At 60.4% G+C, this 17,165-nt stretch carries 12 protein-coding genes; 6 read left to right on the top strand and 6 right to left on the bottom strand.

The window, feature by feature from the left end:
- Nucleotides 1–23: 23 nt before the first annotated feature.
- On the top strand, nt 24–908 hold the full coding sequence (locus PAB09_RS02990) for a sulfurtransferase (RefSeq protein WP_271034598.1): 885 nt from the start codon (nt 24–26) through the stop codon (nt 906–908).
- A 237-nt stretch (nt 909–1,145) separates the two neighbouring features.
- The gene (locus PAB09_RS02985; RefSeq protein WP_271034597.1) at nt 1,146–2,924 is read left to right on the top strand and encodes an acetyl/propionyl/methylcrotonyl-CoA carboxylase subunit alpha; all 1,779 of its coding nucleotides are present in this window, start codon (nt 1,146–1,148) and stop codon (nt 2,922–2,924) included.
- 257 nt (nt 2,925–3,181) lie between these two features.
- Here the strand turns inward: PAB09_RS02985 and PAB09_RS02980 are convergent, their stop codons facing one another.
- The 3 genes from PAB09_RS02980 to PAB09_RS02970 all read right to left on the bottom strand — a co-directional run bounded on the left by PAB09_RS02980 (nt 3,182) and on the right by PAB09_RS02970 (nt 9,990).
- Nucleotides 3,182–6,598 carry a pyruvate carboxylase gene (locus PAB09_RS02980; RefSeq protein WP_271034596.1) on the bottom strand — a complete coding sequence of 1,139 codons (3,417 nt, stop codon included), beginning with the start codon at nt 6,596–6,598 and terminating at the stop codon, nt 3,182–3,184.
- 441 nt (nt 6,599–7,039) lie between these two features.
- Complete coding sequence (locus PAB09_RS02975; protein ID WP_442873697.1) at nt 7,040–8,536, bottom strand: NAD(P)H-quinone dehydrogenase; 1,497 nt, start codon at nt 8,534–8,536, stop codon at nt 7,040–7,042.
- 242 nt (nt 8,537–8,778) lie between these two features.
- A complete protein-coding gene (locus PAB09_RS02970) occupies nt 8,779–9,990 on the bottom strand; it encodes an amidohydrolase (RefSeq protein WP_271035250.1) in 1,212 nt (403 codons plus the stop codon).
- Between the two features lie 206 nt (nt 9,991–10,196).
- Between PAB09_RS02970 and PAB09_RS02965 the strand changes: the two genes are divergently transcribed.
- Nucleotides 10,197–11,798, top strand: a complete 1,602-nt coding sequence (locus tag PAB09_RS02965) for a phospho-sugar mutase (RefSeq protein WP_271034594.1) — start codon at nt 10,197–10,199, stop codon at nt 11,796–11,798.
- A 21-nt stretch (nt 11,799–11,819) separates the two neighbouring features.
- On the opposite strand, the gene PAB09_RS02960 is transcribed toward PAB09_RS02965, so the two are convergent.
- Together PAB09_RS02960 and upp are read right to left on the bottom strand one after the other, a co-directional pair.
- Nucleotides 11,820–12,230 (bottom strand): helix-turn-helix domain-containing protein, encoded by a 411-nt coding sequence (locus tag PAB09_RS02960; protein WP_271034593.1) that lies wholly within the window; start codon nt 12,228–12,230, stop codon nt 11,820–11,822.
- Nucleotides 12,231–12,489: 259 nt separating this feature from the next.
- Nucleotides 12,490–13,125 carry a uracil phosphoribosyltransferase gene (gene upp / locus PAB09_RS02955; protein WP_271034592.1) on the bottom strand — a complete coding sequence of 212 codons (636 nt, stop codon included), beginning with the start codon at nt 13,123–13,125 and terminating at the stop codon, nt 12,490–12,492.
- A 165-nt stretch (nt 13,126–13,290) separates the two neighbouring features.
- Here upp and PAB09_RS02950 point away from each other — a divergent pair, with 165 nt between their 5' ends.
- The 3 genes from PAB09_RS02950 to PAB09_RS02940 all read left to right on the top strand — a co-directional run bounded on the left by PAB09_RS02950 (nt 13,291) and on the right by PAB09_RS02940 (nt 15,797).
- A complete protein-coding gene (locus PAB09_RS02950) occupies nt 13,291–13,578 on the top strand; it encodes a hypothetical protein (protein ID WP_271034591.1) in 288 nt (95 codons plus the stop codon).
- The gene (locus tag PAB09_RS02945) at nt 13,575–14,480 is read left to right on the top strand and encodes a C40 family peptidase (RefSeq protein ID WP_271034590.1); all 906 of its coding nucleotides are present in this window, start codon (nt 13,575–13,577) and stop codon (nt 14,478–14,480) included. The genes PAB09_RS02950 and PAB09_RS02945 overlap by 4 nt, the downstream gene beginning before the upstream one ends.
- Before the next feature lie 90 nt (nt 14,481–14,570).
- Nucleotides 14,571–15,797 carry a hypothetical protein gene (locus tag PAB09_RS02940; protein WP_271034589.1) on the top strand — a complete coding sequence of 409 codons (1,227 nt, stop codon included), beginning with the start codon at nt 14,571–14,573 and terminating at the stop codon, nt 15,795–15,797.
- Between the two features lie 215 nt (nt 15,798–16,012).
- On the opposite strand, the gene PAB09_RS02935 is transcribed toward PAB09_RS02940, so the two are convergent.
- A complete protein-coding gene (locus PAB09_RS02935; protein ID WP_271034588.1) occupies nt 16,013–16,945 on the bottom strand; it encodes a hypothetical protein in 933 nt (310 codons plus the stop codon).
- Nucleotides 16,946–17,165 lie beyond the last annotated feature (220 nt).

Here is a 17,165-nt window from a genome sequence, read left to right as displayed (position 1 = left end):
CCGAAAATGCAGAAAGGCTCCCAATGGCTGCGCCACTTGACCCGCACCCGCTCCTCCAGGACTACGCCGACCCAGCAAGCCTCGTGTCCGCCCAGTGGCTTAGTGCCCGACTAGGAACCAAGGGGCTGCGCGTTGTCGAGTCCGACGAAGACTCACTCCTCTACGACATCGGACATATTCCCGGTGCGGTGCGCATCGACTGGCACAAGGATCTCAACGACCCCATCATGCGCGATTTCATCTCTCCGGAGGCCTTCGCTGAACTCATGGATTCCAAAGGCATTGCCCGCGAGGACACCGTGATCATATACGGCGATAAGTCCAATTGGTGGGCCGCATTCACCTTCTGGGTTTTTAAGCTCTTTGGACACGAAGACGTTCGCCTACTCAACGGCGGTCGCGACGCCTGGATGGCCGAGGAGCGCGACACCTCCTACGCAGTTCCCGAATACCCCGCCACCGGATACCCGATCGTCGAGCGCGATGACGCCACATTGCGTGTATTCGTTGACGAAGTCAAGGCCTCCACAGCACATACCGGACTCCTTGACGTACGCACCTCCAACGAGTATGCGGGCACCGAAGACGTCGACTCCCCCATGACGGGGGTACTCAGGAAGGGGCATATCCCTGGGGCAGTGAACATTCCTTGGGACGAGTCGGTACACCCGAACAGTCGTTTCCGCTCCATCGAGGATCTCAAGAAAACATATGGCGAGTTGCTCGAAAAGGATGAAATCATCACCTACTGCCAGATTGGTGAGCGCGGCACCCACACTTGGTTCGTTTTAAAGTACCTGCTAGGCCACTCAAATGTTCGTAATTACGACGGATCTTGGGCAGAATGGGGCAACATGGTACGAATGCCAATCGCGCGCGGCGAAGATCCGGGCGAACCGCTAAACTAGTCTGGTTAGTTTCATTAACAAAAAGCTGGGGAGAAAAACCTCCCCTCTTTTTGCTTTGACACGAGCAAATGTGTGTAACAATGTTTCATGCCTATAGCGGAGTGTGCGTAATCGCTAAGTACCTCAGTTATTGTCATGGCTCACACACCCCAGCGAAAGAAGAAGCCAAGATTGCAAAGAGCTTTCTGCTAAGCGCTGGATTGTGCATGAAATGAACTAGAATCAGGAGAGCAACAAGTGTCTGTGGAAAACAGGAAGATCACAAAGGTCCTCGTCGCCAACCGTGGCGAGATCGCCATTCGCGTCATTCGTGCCGCTCGCGATGCAGGTATCGCCAGCGTCGCGGTTTACGCAGAGCCGGATGCGGATGCACCTTTCGTCTCCATGGCCGATGAGGCCTTCGCCCTCGGCGGCCAGAATTCTGCCGAGTCTTACCTCGTCATCGACAAAATCCTCGATGCCGCTGCAAAGTCCGGCGCCGATGCCATTCACCCAGGCTACGGCTTCCTGTCCGAGAACGCCGATTTTGCACAGGCCGTCATCGATGCTGGCCTGATCTGGATCGGCCCGTCTCCACAGTCCATCCGCGACCTCGGTGACAAGGTCACCGCTCGCCACATCGCTTTGCGCGCCAATGCACCAATGGCTCCGGGCACCAAGGAGCCCGTCAAGGATGCTGACGAGGTCGTCGCATTCGCTCAGGAGCACGGCCTGCCGATCGCAATCAAGGCAGCCTTCGGTGGCGGCGGACGCGGCATGAAGGTCGCGTACAAGATGGAAGAGGTCGCTGAGCTGTACGAATCCGCTACCCGTGAGGCAGTAGCTGCCTTCGGCCGCGGCGAGTGCTTCGTCGAGCGCTACCTCGACAAGGCTCGCCACGTCGAGTGCCAGGTCGTCGCCGACCAGCACGGCAACGTTGTCGTTGCTGGTACCCGTGACTGCTCCCTGCAGCGTCGTTTCCAGAAGCTGGTCGAAGAGGCGCCGGCCCCATTCCTTACCGACGAGCAGCGCACCCGCCTGCACGAGTCCGCCAAGGCCATCTGCCGCGAGGCCAACTACTACGGCGCTGGCACTGTGGAGTACTTGGTCGGTTCCGACGGCCTGATCTCCTTCCTCGAGGTCAACACTCGTCTGCAGGTCGAACACCCGGTCACCGAGATGACCACCGGCTTGGATCTGGTTCGCGAGCAGTTCCGCATCGCTGAGGGCAAGGAACTCCACATCAAGGAGGATCCGAGCCCGCGCGGCCACGCCTTCGAGTTCCGCATCAATGGCGAGGACGCAGGCTCCAACTTCATGCCTGCTCCGGGCAAGGTCACCAAGTACATCGAGCCAGCGGGCCCTGGTGTGCGCATGGATTCCGGCATCGTCGAGGGCTCCGTCATCGGCGGCCAGTTCGACTCCATGTTGGCAAAGCTGATCGTCTTCGGTGAAACCCGCGACGAGGCCCTGCAGCGCGCACGTCGTGCACTGTCCGAGTACGTTGTCGAGGGCATGCCGACGGTCATCCCATTCCACCGCCACGTCGTCGATAACCCAGCCTTCATCGGCAACGGCGAGAAGTTCGACGTCTACACCAAGTGGATTGAGGAAGAGTGGGACAACCCGATTCCTGCCTACGTCGACCCAGCAGAGGTTGAGGAGGACGAGGCGCCGACCCCAGCTCAGAAGGTTGTCGTCGAGATCGACGGCCGTCGCGTCGAGATCGCCCTGCCGGGCGACCTGGCACTCGGTGGTGGCAACGCTCCTGCTAAGAAGAAGGCCAAGAAGCGTCGCTCCGGCGGTGCTAAGGCTGGCGTTTCCGGCGATGCCGTCGCCGCTCCGATGCAGGGTACCGTTATCAAGGTCAACGTCGAGGACGGCGCTGAGGTCAACGAGGGCGACGTCGTCGTGGTCCTCGAGGCCATGAAGATGGAAAACCCGGTCAAGGCGCACAAGTCCGGCAAGGTCGAGGGCTTGGCTGTCGCCGCTGGCGAGGGCGTGACCAAGGGACAAGTCCTGCTCGAGATCAAGTAATCTCCGGCTTCTAACACACCTGTTTAGCGCTTACCCCGCACCGGTCGTTCATTGTGGACGGCATGGTGCGGGGTAAGCGCTTTTTGTTGATCCTCTGCGCAAATTAGGGTACGGCACACTTCCCCCAGCTCCCGAAAAAGGGGTTTCCTCTTCCGGCCAAGGGACGTCACTTCCGGGCGTTGACCGGGTGGGTGGTTACTATACGTAACGCCCCTGCTGCTACAGGGGCGTTACGTATATGCGTTTGGCGAAAACTGCTAATCAATCACGACCAAGAGGTCACCGCCTTCAACCTTGGTGGGCTGGGTAAGCACAACGCGCTCGATCTGGCCATCCTTGGTTGCCGTGATGGTTGCCTCCATCTTCATCGCTTCGATTATGGCCACCGGTTCACCCGCCTTGACTGCATCACCCGCGTTCACAGTAACGGTGACAACGCCCGCGAATGGGGCGGCGACATGCCCTTGGTTGGAAGCGTCGGCCTTTTCCGCCGAGGCTGTCACCGATTCCACCGAGCGGTCACGCACGAGAATGGGGCGGATTTGTCCGTTGACGTTGCACACCACGTTGCGCATGCCCTTTTCGTCCGGCTCGCCCACGGCGTCTAGGCGAACGATCATTGGCACTGCCGAGTCCGAGGTGCGGATGACCGTCTCTTTGCCTTCTGCTAGGCCGTAGAGGAATTCCGCATCCTCGAGGACGGAGGTGTTGCCGAAGCGGCGGCGATGCTCGGCGAATTCCTCGGCGGGCTTCTTGAAGAGCAATGTGTCAAGGGTGTGGCGCACGACTTTGGCGTCGCTGTCGTGCAATGCAGCTTCGGTTTCCTCAGACAGGGGTGCCAAGGTATCGCGGGACTCAGCGCGTCCCGCGAGTGCTTTGCTGCGTAGAGGTTCTGGCCATCCACCCGGAGGTGTTCCGAGCTCGCCACGCAGGAAAGCAATGACGGAGTCCGGAATGTCATACTTTTGCGGGTCTTCGGCAAAGTCCTTCGGGTCCACGCCCGCGCCGACAAGGTAGAGTGCTAGGTCGCCCACCACCTTTGAGGATGGGGTGACTTTGGTTGGGCGTCCGAGCATTTCGTTGACGGCTGCGTAATTGTCTTCGATGAGTTCGAAGCGGTCCGCCAGCCCCAACGCGGTTGCCTGGGCGCGCAGGTTGGAAAGCTGTCCGCCTGGGATCTCGTGCCGGTAAATGCGTCCGGTAGGTCCTGGGGTACCGGATTCGAAGGGCGCATACAGCCCGCGCACGGCTTCCCAGTAGGGTTCGAGTGACCCGACCGCATCGAGTGATAACCCGGTATCGCGGTAGGTGTTGGCAAACGCTGCGACGATGGCCGACAACGATGGCTGGGAGGTTGTGCCTGACAATGGTGCGGAGGCACCATCGACGGCGTCGGCACCGGCATTGGCAGCAGCCCAGTAGGTTGCTAGCTGCCCGCCTGCGGTGTCGTGGGTGTGAACGTGAACCGGTAGATCGAAGTTCTTGCGCAGCGCGGTCACCAGCTTGGTGGCTGCCGCTGGCTTGAGCAATCCTGCCATGTCCTTGATGGCAAGAATGTGCGCGCCGGTCTCTACGATCTGTTCGGCGAGGTTGAGGTAGTAGTCGAGGGTGTAGAGCTTCTCGTTCGGATTGGATAGGTCGCCGGAGTAGGCCATGGCCACCTCAGCTACAGTCGTTCCGGTTTCTAGAACGGCATCAATCGCCGGGCGCATCTGGGAAACGTCGTTTAGCGCGTCGAAGATGCGGAAGATATCGACGCCGGATCGGGCGGCCTCGCCCACGAAGGCGCGGCAGACGGCATCGGGGTACGGGGTGTAGCCTACGGTGTTGCGCCCACGCAGCAGCATCTGAATGTTGATGTTTGGCATGGCCTCGCGCAACTGGTCGAGGCGCTCCCACGGATCCTCGTGGAGGAAACGCATCGCCACATCGTAGGTGGCGCCGCCCCACGCTTCCACGGACAGAAGCTGTGGGGTCAGCCGGGCTACGTGCTTGGCTGCTTCGACGAGGGTGTTGGTGCGTACCCTCGTTGCTAATAGTGACTGGTGCGCATCGCGGAAGGTCGTCTCCGTAACTGCAAGCCGATCCTGGCTGCGCAACTGCTGCGCGTATTTGGCCGGGCCAAGCTGCAGTAACTCGTCACGGGAGCCACGCGGGAGGGGCTGGCTGCCGTTGTGGTCGATGATGGCAAGCTTCGCCTTCGGGTTTGCAACCACCGGGCGGCGTCCGTGCGGTTTGTTGACGGTGATGTCGGCAAGGTAGTCGAGGATGCGGCCTTGCTCGTCGTCGGCCGGCGGGGCCTGCAGCAGCCATGGGTGTAGGGCGATGAAGTCGGTGGCGATGCGCTCGTGTTGGAAATCCTCCTCGCGCAGCAACGCGCGCAGGAAGCCGATGTTCGTGGCCACACCGGAGACGTGGAATTCAGCCAAGGCGCGCTGGGCTCGTGCCACTGCGGTGGCAAAGTCGGCGCCGCGACAGGTCATCTTGACCAGCATCGAGTCGAAGTTCGGGGTGATTTCACCGCCGAGCATCGCCGCGCCGTCGAGGCGCACGCCAGCACCACCTGGGGAGCGATACGCAGTGATGGTACCCGTATCAGGACGGAAGCCATTGGAGGGATCTTCGGTGGTGATGCGGCACTGCAGCGCAGCGCCTATGGTGGTGATGTCTTCCTGGTAAAGGCCAAGGTCGTCCAAGGTGGCACCGGCAGCGATGAGGATCTGGGACTTGACGAGATCAACCTGTGTGACTTCCTCAGTCACGGTGTGCTCGACCTGGATGCGCGGGTTCATTTCAATGAAGACGTGATTGCCCTGCTCGTCGACGAGGAACTCGACGGTACCGGCACCTTGGTAGCCGATGTGCTTGCAGAAACGTACCGCGTCAGCACAGATGGTATCGCGCAGCTGTGGGTCGAGGTGTTGCGCCGGCGCGATTTCGACGACTTTCTGGTGGCGGCGCTGCAGCGAACAGTCACGTTCGTAGAGGTGGATGACGTTTCCCTCGGCATCGGCGAGGATTTGAACCTCGATGTGCTGCGGCTTGATCACTGCCCGTTCGACGTAGACGCGGCCGTCACCGAAGGCTGCTGCGGCCTCGCGGGAGGCCTCGGCGGCCAGCGCCTTGATATCCTCGAGCTTTTCCACGAAGCGCATGCCACGTCCGCCACCGCCTGCCACAGCCTTGACGAACAGCGGGAATTGCTGCTCGGCGGCGAATTGATAAAGTTCTTCGACGTCGTCGGTGGCCTGCGATTCTTGCAGGGTCGGCAACCCCGCTTCCCTAGCGGCTGCTACTGCGGCCGCTTTGTCGCCGGTCAGCTCCAGCACCTCTGGGGTCGGACCGATAAAAGTCAGTCCATTCTCGGCGCATTCCCTGGCAAGCTGCGCGTTTTCACTTAAGAATCCATAGCCTGGGTAAACCGCGGTGGACCCCGTTTGCTTTGCGGCGCGGATGATCTCATCGATGTCTAGGTATGCCTTGACAGCAGAGCCGCCCTCACCGATCAATACCGCCTCGGGGGCGAAGGAACGGTGAAAGGAATTGCGGTCTTCGCGGGGATACACGGCTACGGTGGCCGCGCCGGTTTCAAAGGCCGCACGAAACGCGCGCACGGCAATCTCGCCGCGGTTGGCCACTAGAATCTTGGTGAAGGATTGAGTGGGGGTGGGCACTTCCTACCTCTTTTCGTTGGCTGTGAGCTCCAGCATCTTCAGGTTTGTGATGCAGGTAACTAATATAAGTGGAAGTGTACCCCGAAATCTACCCCTGTGGTCAAACCACCAAAGCTTACGGCTCCCCTTTTCCGCCGCGCCGAATAAAAGCCGTGGTCACAGGATGTAAACGTTTGCAAACCATGGTGCTGCAAATTTTGCAAATTTACCCCGTATCACCCCCGGAAAACCGAAAAGGTGCCACCACCTCTAGTGATGACACCTTCCACAAATTAGACGTTAAGACTGTTAAGACTTAACCGATAGGTTCGCCCGCACGTACGCATGCTTGCCGACACCCACAGGCTGCAGTTCCCCAGCCGCCTACCGCGCTCACGACAGCCATGCCGGACGTGTTCGCCCATCGTCCTGCGCTGGGCGCGGCGCGCCTGCCAGCCCCTATTAACCGAGGTCGTCGTGCTGAACCAGCTGGCGCGCAGCCTCGGTGATGGAGCCGGACAACGAAGGATATACAGCGAAGGTCTCCGCCAGGTCCGACACAGTGAGGCGATTGGTCACGGCCACCGCAATCGGGAGGATCAGCTCGGAGGCCGTCGGAGCCACAACCACGCCGCCGATAATGATGCCGGAGTGCTTGCGGCAGAACAGCTTGACAAAACCGTGGCGCAGCGAACGCATCTTGGCACGAGGGTTCGTGGCAAGCGGCAGCAAGATCGAACGCGCCGTCACCTCGCCGGATTCGATCTGAGCCTGGGTCACGCCAACGGCAGCGATCTCTGGTCGGGTAAACACAGCGGTCGCCACGGTCTTCAAACGGATCGGGGACACCCCCTCACCGAGGGCGTGGTACATAGCGATGCGTCCCTGCATTGCTGCCACCGACGCCAGCGGGAACAAGTCGGAGCAGTCGCCGGCCGCGTAGACGCCCGGAATGTTCGTGCGGGAGACCCGGTCAACCTTGATATGGCCGGACGGAGTGGTTTCGATGCCCAGCTTCTCCAAGCCGAGGTTGTTGGTATTGGGAACCGAACCAACGGTCATCAAGGCATGCGAGCCAAAGATCTCGCGCCCATCCGAGGTGCGCACGCACACCCCGCCATCCTCGGTACGCGTCACCGAATCCACACGCGCATGCTTTTCCAGAGACACGCCGCGCTCGGCGAGGACGGTTTCCAGTGTGTCTGCCGCATCGGCGTCGTCGTGCGGCAGGATGCGGTCGCGGGAGGCCACCATCGTCACCTTCACGCCCAGCTCCGCGAAGGCAGAGACGAATTCCGCACCGGTGACACCGGAACCAACCACGATGAGGTGTTCGGGCAGCTCCTTCAGGTCGTAGACTTGACGCCAATTCAAAATGCGCTCGCCATCTGGCTGAGCTGCGGGCAGGACACGCGGGCTCGCACCGGTGGCAACCAAGACAAGGTCGCACTCAATCGTCTCCACGCTGCCGTCAAGGTGTGCCACGCGGATGTAGTGCAAGGTCTGCTTGGGGTTGTAGTCATCGAAGGAACCATGCCCCTTGAGCACGCGGATTCCAGCACGCCCCATGGAGGTGTGAATGTCCCCGGACTGCTCGCTGGCAAGTCCCTTGACACGCTGGTTGAGGGCTTGGACATCGAGGAACGCCTGGCCGATACCCTTGTTCAGCCCCATGTCGTCGGCACGGCGGAGGTCCGTCTTGATGTTTGCGCCGGCAATGAAGGACTTGGACGGCACACAGTCATCGATGACCGCGGAGCCACCCAGACCCTTGTCCTCGATGAGCGTGATCTCGGCACCGTACTTGGCTCCAGCAAGTGCCGCTTCATAGCCTGCGGGGCCGCCGCCGATGATGACAATTCGAGTAGGTCGTTGGGACAAGATTCCTCCAATGGTGGGTGGTCTAAATGTCGGCGCGTCGCACCGCCCGCCTTCTTCGACACAGCCGTGATGAGCCATGCGCGCCCGGCGGCAAGAACAGCGTTGAGGTTTAGCGTTGCGCTTGAACGATAACCATTTAACACTGAAATTCTAATCACTGAACTGGCCTAGAGCCACCCGTGGCCACCAGACTCCCCCTCGCCTGTTGGCATCGTGGCAGGCGCCGGTTCCAGCCAGCGAACATCGCCGAGCACGGGCTGCCGTGCGCGGCCAAAACTAGCCACTCTTCGCAGCCTGCGTTCTAGACGGATACTCCTTGCCTAGTTCAAGAAGGTCGGGGTTGCCTCTCCACGGAAGGAACGATCATAGCGATCCGCAACGGCGGCGAACAACCGGACGCCCACTTCGATGCTGCGCTCGTCGGCACGCATATTCGCCTGATGCAGATCCCCCGGCTCACCCACGCCATCCCAACAACCCAGGCGCGCCATCGAGCCCGGCACATGTTCGAGGTACCACGAAAAATCCTCGCCGCCGGAGGATTGGGGTGCCTGAACCACCGTGTGCGGCCCGATGGTTTGGGCGGCATCAGCCAGGATGGCCGTGGCGACGTCATCATTGATAACTGGCGGCACACCCTTGGTGTAGTGGATGTCGAAGTTGCAGTCGGTGGGCGCCAAAACCTGGCCAACCAGTTCCTCCAGCAGGGGTTGGATGTGGCGCCAGACGTTAATATCGCCGGTACGGATGGTTCCGGACACGCTGCCCTGCTCGGGAATCGCATTCGGAGCGTATCCCGCGTTGATCATGCCGAAAACCAGGACCGTCGCGGTGCGTGGATCAACCCGGCGCGACAACAGCGCTGGCAGGTCGGTGACGAGCTTGCCGAGGGCATAGACCACGTCGGCGGTCAGGTGCGGCCGCGAGCTGTGCCCGCCGGGGCCGGTTACAACAATGTCGATCACATCGCCCGCCGAGGTAATGGCGCCGGTTCGCACGCCGACGCTTCCTACTTTCAACTTCGGCTCGGCGTGAACCGCAAAGATGTTGGCTACCCCCTCGAGTGCGCCAGCGGCAATGACCTCAGGCGCACCACCTTCCATGACCTCTTCGGCGGGTTGGAAGATCACCCGTACGCCCATGGCTAGATCGGCTGAGGCGAGCGCGCAGGCAAGAGCCAACGACACCGTGATGTGGATGTCGTGCCCGCAGGCATGCATGACCCCCTCGTTGCGCGACGCGAAGTCCGCGGTGGAGTCATCGGGGTGTTCGTGGATTGGCAGCGCATCGATGTCAGCGCGGAAGGCCAGCCGTTCTGGTGTGTGTGGCCCGATGTCGACCATGAGACCGGTGCGTGGGAAGCGCACGGGGGAAAGCCCATAGGACCGAAGGGTCTGGGCAATAAAGTCTGTGGTCTTAAATTCTTGGTGGGATAATTCCGGGTGCGCGTGAAAGTGGCGCCGCCACCCAATGACCTCGTCGTGATGTTCGGCGATCCATGTCACGACATGTTCCAACACGCTTTGTGGCACCATGCCACCCCTTTCCAATTTTCTTCCTCCTTGATATTAGTAACCGCCCCATTCCAGTCCTATCCCGCCCCGGAAAAACCGTTGTAGCCTTTCGCTTTACCTTTACCCACACCCCGTTAGAACGTCCCGGGGGCAAAGAAAAGCACGCCTTGGTCGGCAAAACCGAGTAACTTCGAAGTACGAGTATCGAGAAGAGGGCCGATTCAATGAGCTTGAGCTTTGGAACAGCGGGAATGCGTGCGCCGGTAGGCCCTGCCGACAATCAGATGAACGTTCGGCAGGTAACCCGGGTCACGGCAGGGGTTGCCACCTGGTTGGCTGAGCAGGCGGCGGCACACCCCCACTCGCCGGAGTCGGTGTACCCGCCCGATTCCAGCGCCGGCATTGGCGTTGCCTTTCATGAAGAAGACGCGCCGGTGCGCGTCGCGGTAGGCTTCGACGCCCGCTACGGCTCGCATGCCTTTGCCACCGCCGCCGCAGAGGTTTTCGCTGGCGCGGGTTTCGAGGTGTTTCTCATGCCAACGCCCACCCCCACCCCCATCGTGCCGTGGCTGATTAAACAATGGCACCTCGATGGGGGCGTGCAGATTACCGCATCGCACAACCCAGCGCCCGATAACGGATACAAGGTCTACACCGCGAGCGGCAGGTTGCTCGGCACAGAGGCTGCCACAGAGATTGAAAGGCGAATCGAGGAGATCGGGGAGGCAGCGAGCGTGCCTCGCGTTTTCGTGCGCCCAGCGGCCGACCAGCTACGCAGATACGTCGATAACCTAGTCGCGCTCGTGCGCCCCACACAAGGCGACTTGTTGCGGGTGAATAATGAAAGAGCAAGCTTGAAGATCGCCTATACCGCGATGCACGGGGTCGGCGGCCGCGCGCTCAAGCAGGGGCTCGAGGCAGCCGGGTTCGTGCATATCTTCCCCGTCGTAGAACAGCTCTACCCCGATCCCACCTTCCCCACCGTGGAGTTTCCAAACCCGGAAGAACCCGATGCGGTGGCACGACTGCTTGCCCACGGCGAGGAGGTGCATGCCGATATCCTCATCGCACTCGATCCGGATGCCGATCGCTGCGCGGTGGGCGTACGTGGCAAGGACGGTTCCTTGCGCATGTTGCGCGGCGACGAGACCGGCCCGCTTTTGGCTACGCATTTGCTTGCCGACGCCACCAGGCCGATCGTGGCAACGACCATCGTCTCCTCCCAGTTGCTTCCCGCCATAGCGGCCGATCGCGGTTGGGACCTCAGGTTGACGCTGACGGGATTCAAAAACCTCATGGCCGCCGCCGATCCGCATTCGATCACCTTCGGCTGCGAGGAAGCCGTGGGAATAGCGCCTGCGCCACAGCTTGTCGACGACAAGGACGGCATTGCCACCGCACTTTTGACCTGCGCCTGGGCCGCGGAACTCAAAGGCCGCGGCCTGACCCTCATAGACGAGCTCGACGACCTACACCGCGCCTATGGCGTGCACGTGGGAACCCAGATTTCCACGCGTACCATCAATCCCCCAGCGCTGATCGAGTCCTTGTCTCGGATCAACTGGGAGGAGCTTTTAGGCTTTGATGGCCAGGTCACCTCCCTTGCCGAGATCACCGGGCTGCCGGCGATGCATGGCATGCATTTCATTGGCCAGCATGCCGATGGGCGGGTGCGCATCGTGGCCCGACCGTCGGGCACCGAGTCCAAGGCGAAGGTCTATATAGAGATCACCCAGCCGCCAGGAACCATCGCCGGGCGCGGCCGAGCGGTCAGGCTGCTCGATGAGGTCTCGCGTGCTGTGAAAGACCTCATCGCACAGCTCTAGCCTGAACCTAGGCCGTCCCCGTTATTCCTCAAATGTGGGATTCGGATTGAAGGCGCCGCCGCTTCGGTATCGCTTGTCGAAGCGCTGGTTGTCATTGGGCAGGTTGGGCCATTGGTACTCCACTTCCAATGTTTTGTGCGGACCTTCAAAACGGGGCGTGACGTAGCTTCCCACCCCGGGCATGAGTGCACACGGTGGCACGTGCAAACCGCGCGCAAGCTCGTAGACGGTCAACAATGAGGGACTAGGGAAGCCATCTTCAGGGGATTCGTTTCTTTCCAAATTCGAAATGGTGGTACGTGAGATCCCCGAAAGTTCAGTCAGGCGGTACTGACTAATGCCCCGGATCCCCCTGATCGTGCGCAGGCGGTACCCGAGATTGAAACTGTAACTTCCCCACTGGACAGAATGAATATCATTTACTCTCGCCATGCCCTCGACGATAGCCGAAAGTGACGCCGGTCTCATCCGGAAGGGAAAAGTTTGCGCGAATATACAACTTTTTGAGCACATCGTGCCAAAAATGACAAGTCAGATATCCTTAACCGGTAGGCATATCTGCAACCATCTCTCACTTTCTACATGGCTCGACGCCCACGGCAATTCCACACAGGGGTACCGTAGACGTCGGAAAGCAAGAATGCGCAACGAAATATCAACCGCGGGCATTCACGCGGCGCGCAAGGCCGAGCTAGAGATCAATATTGCGCGGTCCATAAAGGCGATCGCCGGCATCGCCCAGACCGGGAACGATGTAGGCATCCTCGTTGAGCGCTGGGTCAATGGTAGCCGTGACTAGGCGCACCGGTAGACCAGAATTGGCCAGTGCGTCCACGCCCGGCTGCGCGCTGACCATGCACACGGCGGTAATGTCGGTGGCCCCGCGATCGGCCAGAAGGCGAATGGCGTGCAGGAGCGAACCGCCGGTTGCCAGCATCGGGTCGATGACAAAAACCGTCCGCCCCGTGAGGTCTTGCGGCAACGCCTCCAGATATGGCACCGGCTCATGGGTGCGTTCATCGCGGGCCAAACCAATGAAGCCCACCTGTGCGTCGGGGATCATCGACAAGGCCGGATCCACCATGCCCAGGCCAGCGCGAATCACCGGCACGATGATCGGCGGATCCTGCAGCCGCTTTCCTTCGGTCTCGGCTACCGGGGTAGAAAGCGGGAAGGTCTCCACCGCGAGATCGCGGGACGCTTCGTAGATGAGCATGGTGCCAAGGTCGGCAAGGGCGGCGCGGAAGCCGGCGTTATCGGTGCGCTCATCACGCATGATGCTCAGGCGGGCGGCCGCCAGGGGATGGTCAATGACTCTAGTCTGCATGCCTTCCATCGTAACCTCCCTGATAACCCCCTGCTGCATCCTTGCTTTCCGACGTCCACCGCAGCAAACCGATGCGCTACACTACCACCCTCGGCGTCACATCAGACCGGCATTTATTGATCCACGCGGGGAACCACCGCGGGCTCGGGACAGTCTAATGCTGGCATGAACCAACAGATGAACGTAGATCCCGAACTGGCCCAACGCCTCGCCGCCGAACTCGTCAACGAGGCCCACACCCTCAGCCCGCCGACGTTGGTGGAGGGTGCGGAATCACCCGGCATCGGCGCAGCCATCGCCGCGATCAACTCCTGCCTCGAGTCCTTTTACCGGCGGGCAACCCACCAGTCAGAAAGGGCTCAAGAACATGCTCGGCAGGTCAGGGCCACCCTGGACGATATAGAAGGCCTCGAGAAAGACTCCGCCCGCCTATTTGAGGAGTTGCTCAAATGACATTCTTCGACGATGTCGCGACGAGCATCAAGACGTTGTCCATGCTCCTTCCGCCGCAACTACCCGACACCGGCGGGTATCCGCTTTACCAAGCGGCGGCGCCACTTGCCGCCCAGTTCGGCGCGCAGGCAGCTCTTATCGACGATGCCCTCAACCTCAATATTGATGGCACAAAGCTCGGGCACATCATGTCCTTGGTGGGCGATGAGTTCTCCAGCCTGGCTGGCGAATTGACACACATTGCCCACTCCCTGCTCGGCGAGGCGATGGCGATCCTCCCGCGCCTCTTCACGCCCGAACCACTCGCGGCTCTGGCGGCAGTCAACGATCTTCGTGCCCTGCCCAGCAAATTCATGCTCCAGGCCATGATTCGGCTCGAGGAAGCAGAGGCCCGGCTACAGCCAGCGGTGGCAGCGCTGCTCGGGTTGGCAGGCGGGGAGGATAATCCCACCACCTACCACGAACAACCGCACGGCGGGCAGAGCGACGCAGGAAAGGAGGTGCAGTATGCGTCGGCAAGCATGCCTGCTCCGCCAGCACTCGGTGCACGCCCCGCCACTGCCCAGGGTGAGGCCGCCGTCGCCGCCGCACGCTCCGTGATCGGCACCCCCTATGCGTGGGGCGGCACCAGCCCAGCAGGTTTCGACTGCTCTGGATTAACGCAATGGGCATGGCGGCAGGCGGGCGTGGAACTACCTAGGCTGGCGCAAGAACAAAATATTGGGCGCGCCGTCAGCCGCAGCGAGCTCATCCCAGGCGACCTGCTCGTCTGGGACGGCCATGTAGCCATGTATGCAGGGGACGGCCAGATTATCGAAGCCGGCGATCCGGTCGGGGTGCACCCGCTGCGCGAGACCAACATGGGCATGGCGTTCAAGGGTTATTTCCGGCCGACGGGCTAAACTGCGCCTAGCGCACCATCACTGCCCGAGTCAGGCGTGAATAAACCTGAACGTGACGAGGAATAGATGAAACGACTATCATAAATCCTCATGGCAGATAAAGGTATCGTCCCCGTCAAGCTATCGCTCACAGAAGGCGATTTCTACACCCTCTTCGCACCCAAGTGGCGCGAACACGGCGCCGAGTGGCAGGCGTTTTTGGGCTTTGGGGACGACCTTTACGTGTTTCAGACCCCAGCTGAGCTACTGCTGTTCCTCGAATCCGGCGACAAGCACGATCTGCAGTCCCACCCCAAGTGGGCCAACTTCGAGGCACAGCCTGCAACCCGTGTTGTTCCCGACGAGTTCCACTACTACGACTTCGTCGGCACCCCGGCGCTGCTGGCACAAAAGCCCGACCGCCGCAATGTCAAGGAGGTCGCCGGGAACTTCCAGCTTGCCCGCGCCATCGGCGAGGTCTGCGGAAACACCGATATTCAGGTCTTGTTCTCTTCCCACTCCATCTTGTCAAACCCCGCGCGCGGCTTCGAACACTTTTCCGGCCCCAATGGATTGTCCGAGTGGACCGCCATCGGACGGGTCGTCGTTAGTAACTGGGATAAGACGGTCGAAGCGTTGGATTCCTGCGTAACCGTCAAGGAGGTCGAAGGCAACACCACTGACGCCCAGACGCGCATTTCCAATGCGGAACAGGAAGCCAAGAAGGCCGCCGAGGAGGAAAAAACCCGCAAGGAAGAAGCCGCAGCCAAGGTCGACCCCTACGACACCACCGTATGGGCCCACGCAGGCATCGACCCTATCAAGATCTCCATCGACGGCCGCACCCTCTACACCTTGCGCACCTATCTCAAGGCCCAGCCGGTCTTTTTGGGCAAGTACGGTGAAATCTACACGTTCTCTTCCTCCAAGGCGTTGGTTCGCTGGCTCATTGAGCACGAAGACCACGACCTCGCCAAGGTATCCACATGGTCGGAGGTCATGGACGCCGCCAACGCCGGTGATCTTGAGATCACGGTCCACCCCGACAACGTCTACTCCTTCAATGGCCTTGTCCGCGACATCAACAAAGGCACCGAGGCCGTCGACACCGCACAGATGGCTCGCGCCTACGAGCTACTTGCCGATGCCGCCGACTGGGCGCAGGATGATTCGTTGAATTCTTACTTCCTCGAGCACCCGCGCATGCAGGACTACATCTCCTACATGATTGGCTCGACAAACACCGCCGGCTACACCCCAACCCCGCCTTTTACTGAGCACGCCGATTCCTGGCACGACCTCGAGGAGATGCTAACCAAGCGCTTTAGCCGGTTCTAGGTTCCTTTTCCCAGTTCTCTTTGCTCGCAGCTGTTGGGGTAAGGCTCGTGTTCCTATTGGTAGTGAAGCTACGTCATGTGCTAGCGCACGACTAGGACCTGAGAACTTGCACAGCGGTTAACAAAGCCCAAGCTTTCCATTTGTCGAGAAAGCTTGGGCTTTGAAGTTTTCCCTTTCGTGTTGTCCCCGTGGTGTTGTTCCCAGGTTTTAAGGCATTACCTGTGGGGCTTGTCCTCGTCGGCGGGCGAGGATGCGCGCGGTTGGAGATCGCGCGGATCGATACCGAGTTGTTCGAGTAGCAGGGGGTCGATGCCTGCCAAGTCCTCGTCGGAAAGCGATTCCGGCTCCGGCTCGGGGGCAGTTGTGGGAGCATCGTCATTACCGCTAAAGGCTTCGAAGGCGGGTAGGAGTTGTTCACTGACAAGCCTACGGCGCAAAGGATCCGGAAGGAACGAGCCTTCTAACGCATCGAAGGTCAGCTCATAGATCTCTTCAATGCCGAACTCAAGGTGGGTAGAAAGCTCGAGCAGTAATGACGTGTCTAATCCTGCACATACGGCTTTGAAGCCGAGGGAGCGCAAGAGTTCAAGTGGGTAGTCCGCCAGTTCATCGATGTGTCCATTGGCCACAGCCGCAATCGGATCACAGACCACTTGGAGTTGGCGGTCTCGCACCCACGCTGCTCGGGCCCCCAGCTCAATTTCGCCTTCGGAATCGATGCGGATGTCGTCGAAAAGCGAAAGCGGGCGCACTATACGCGGTGACGCTACCGCTAGTTGTTCCTCAAGCGAGGATTCCAAGACACAGGCGACGAAACGCTCGCGCGCGAAGGCGGCGACGTCAGCGGAATCGGTAATCGCTCCCACCAGCAGACCCGTTGCATCGTTGGCCACGATCTCGACATCGGCAGTCTCATGGCAGCGTAATACAATTGCAACGGTAGAAGGTGCTGCCACAGCTTGATCCATCACACCCTCGAGCGCCGAAGGTTCGACGATCACTTCCGCATAGACCACATTGTCGTCGGCAAGCGAGGCGATCGGTTGCCGGGAAAACAGCACAACCTTCGGCAGTGCTGTCACCACGCTCGCATCGAGCGTCTTAAATTCCGGGCGGAAATCTGGACGAGAGTCGGGAGTATCGTTCATGCCCCCATCCTAAAGCGAGCATCGCTTTAGGATGCGCTGGACCCGTGCCGTCATTACGTATAGGAGCGCTATCAGGAAGGCAGTGTGGTGACAGCCACCCGGAAATCAGGGTGTAAGGTGCTTTCAGGCTTGAGAATTCGAGCGCTCAACACAAGTGGTCTTAGGGGAAGGAGAGAGTTTTCGTGGCACCGGCTCTCAGGCGGACCATCGCCTCACTTGC

This window comes from Corynebacterium sp. SCR221107 (assembly GCF_027886475.1).
Lineage (GTDB): Bacteria > Actinomycetota > Actinomycetes > Mycobacteriales > Mycobacteriaceae > Corynebacterium.
This window is presented reverse-complemented; position numbering and strand designations above follow the sequence as displayed.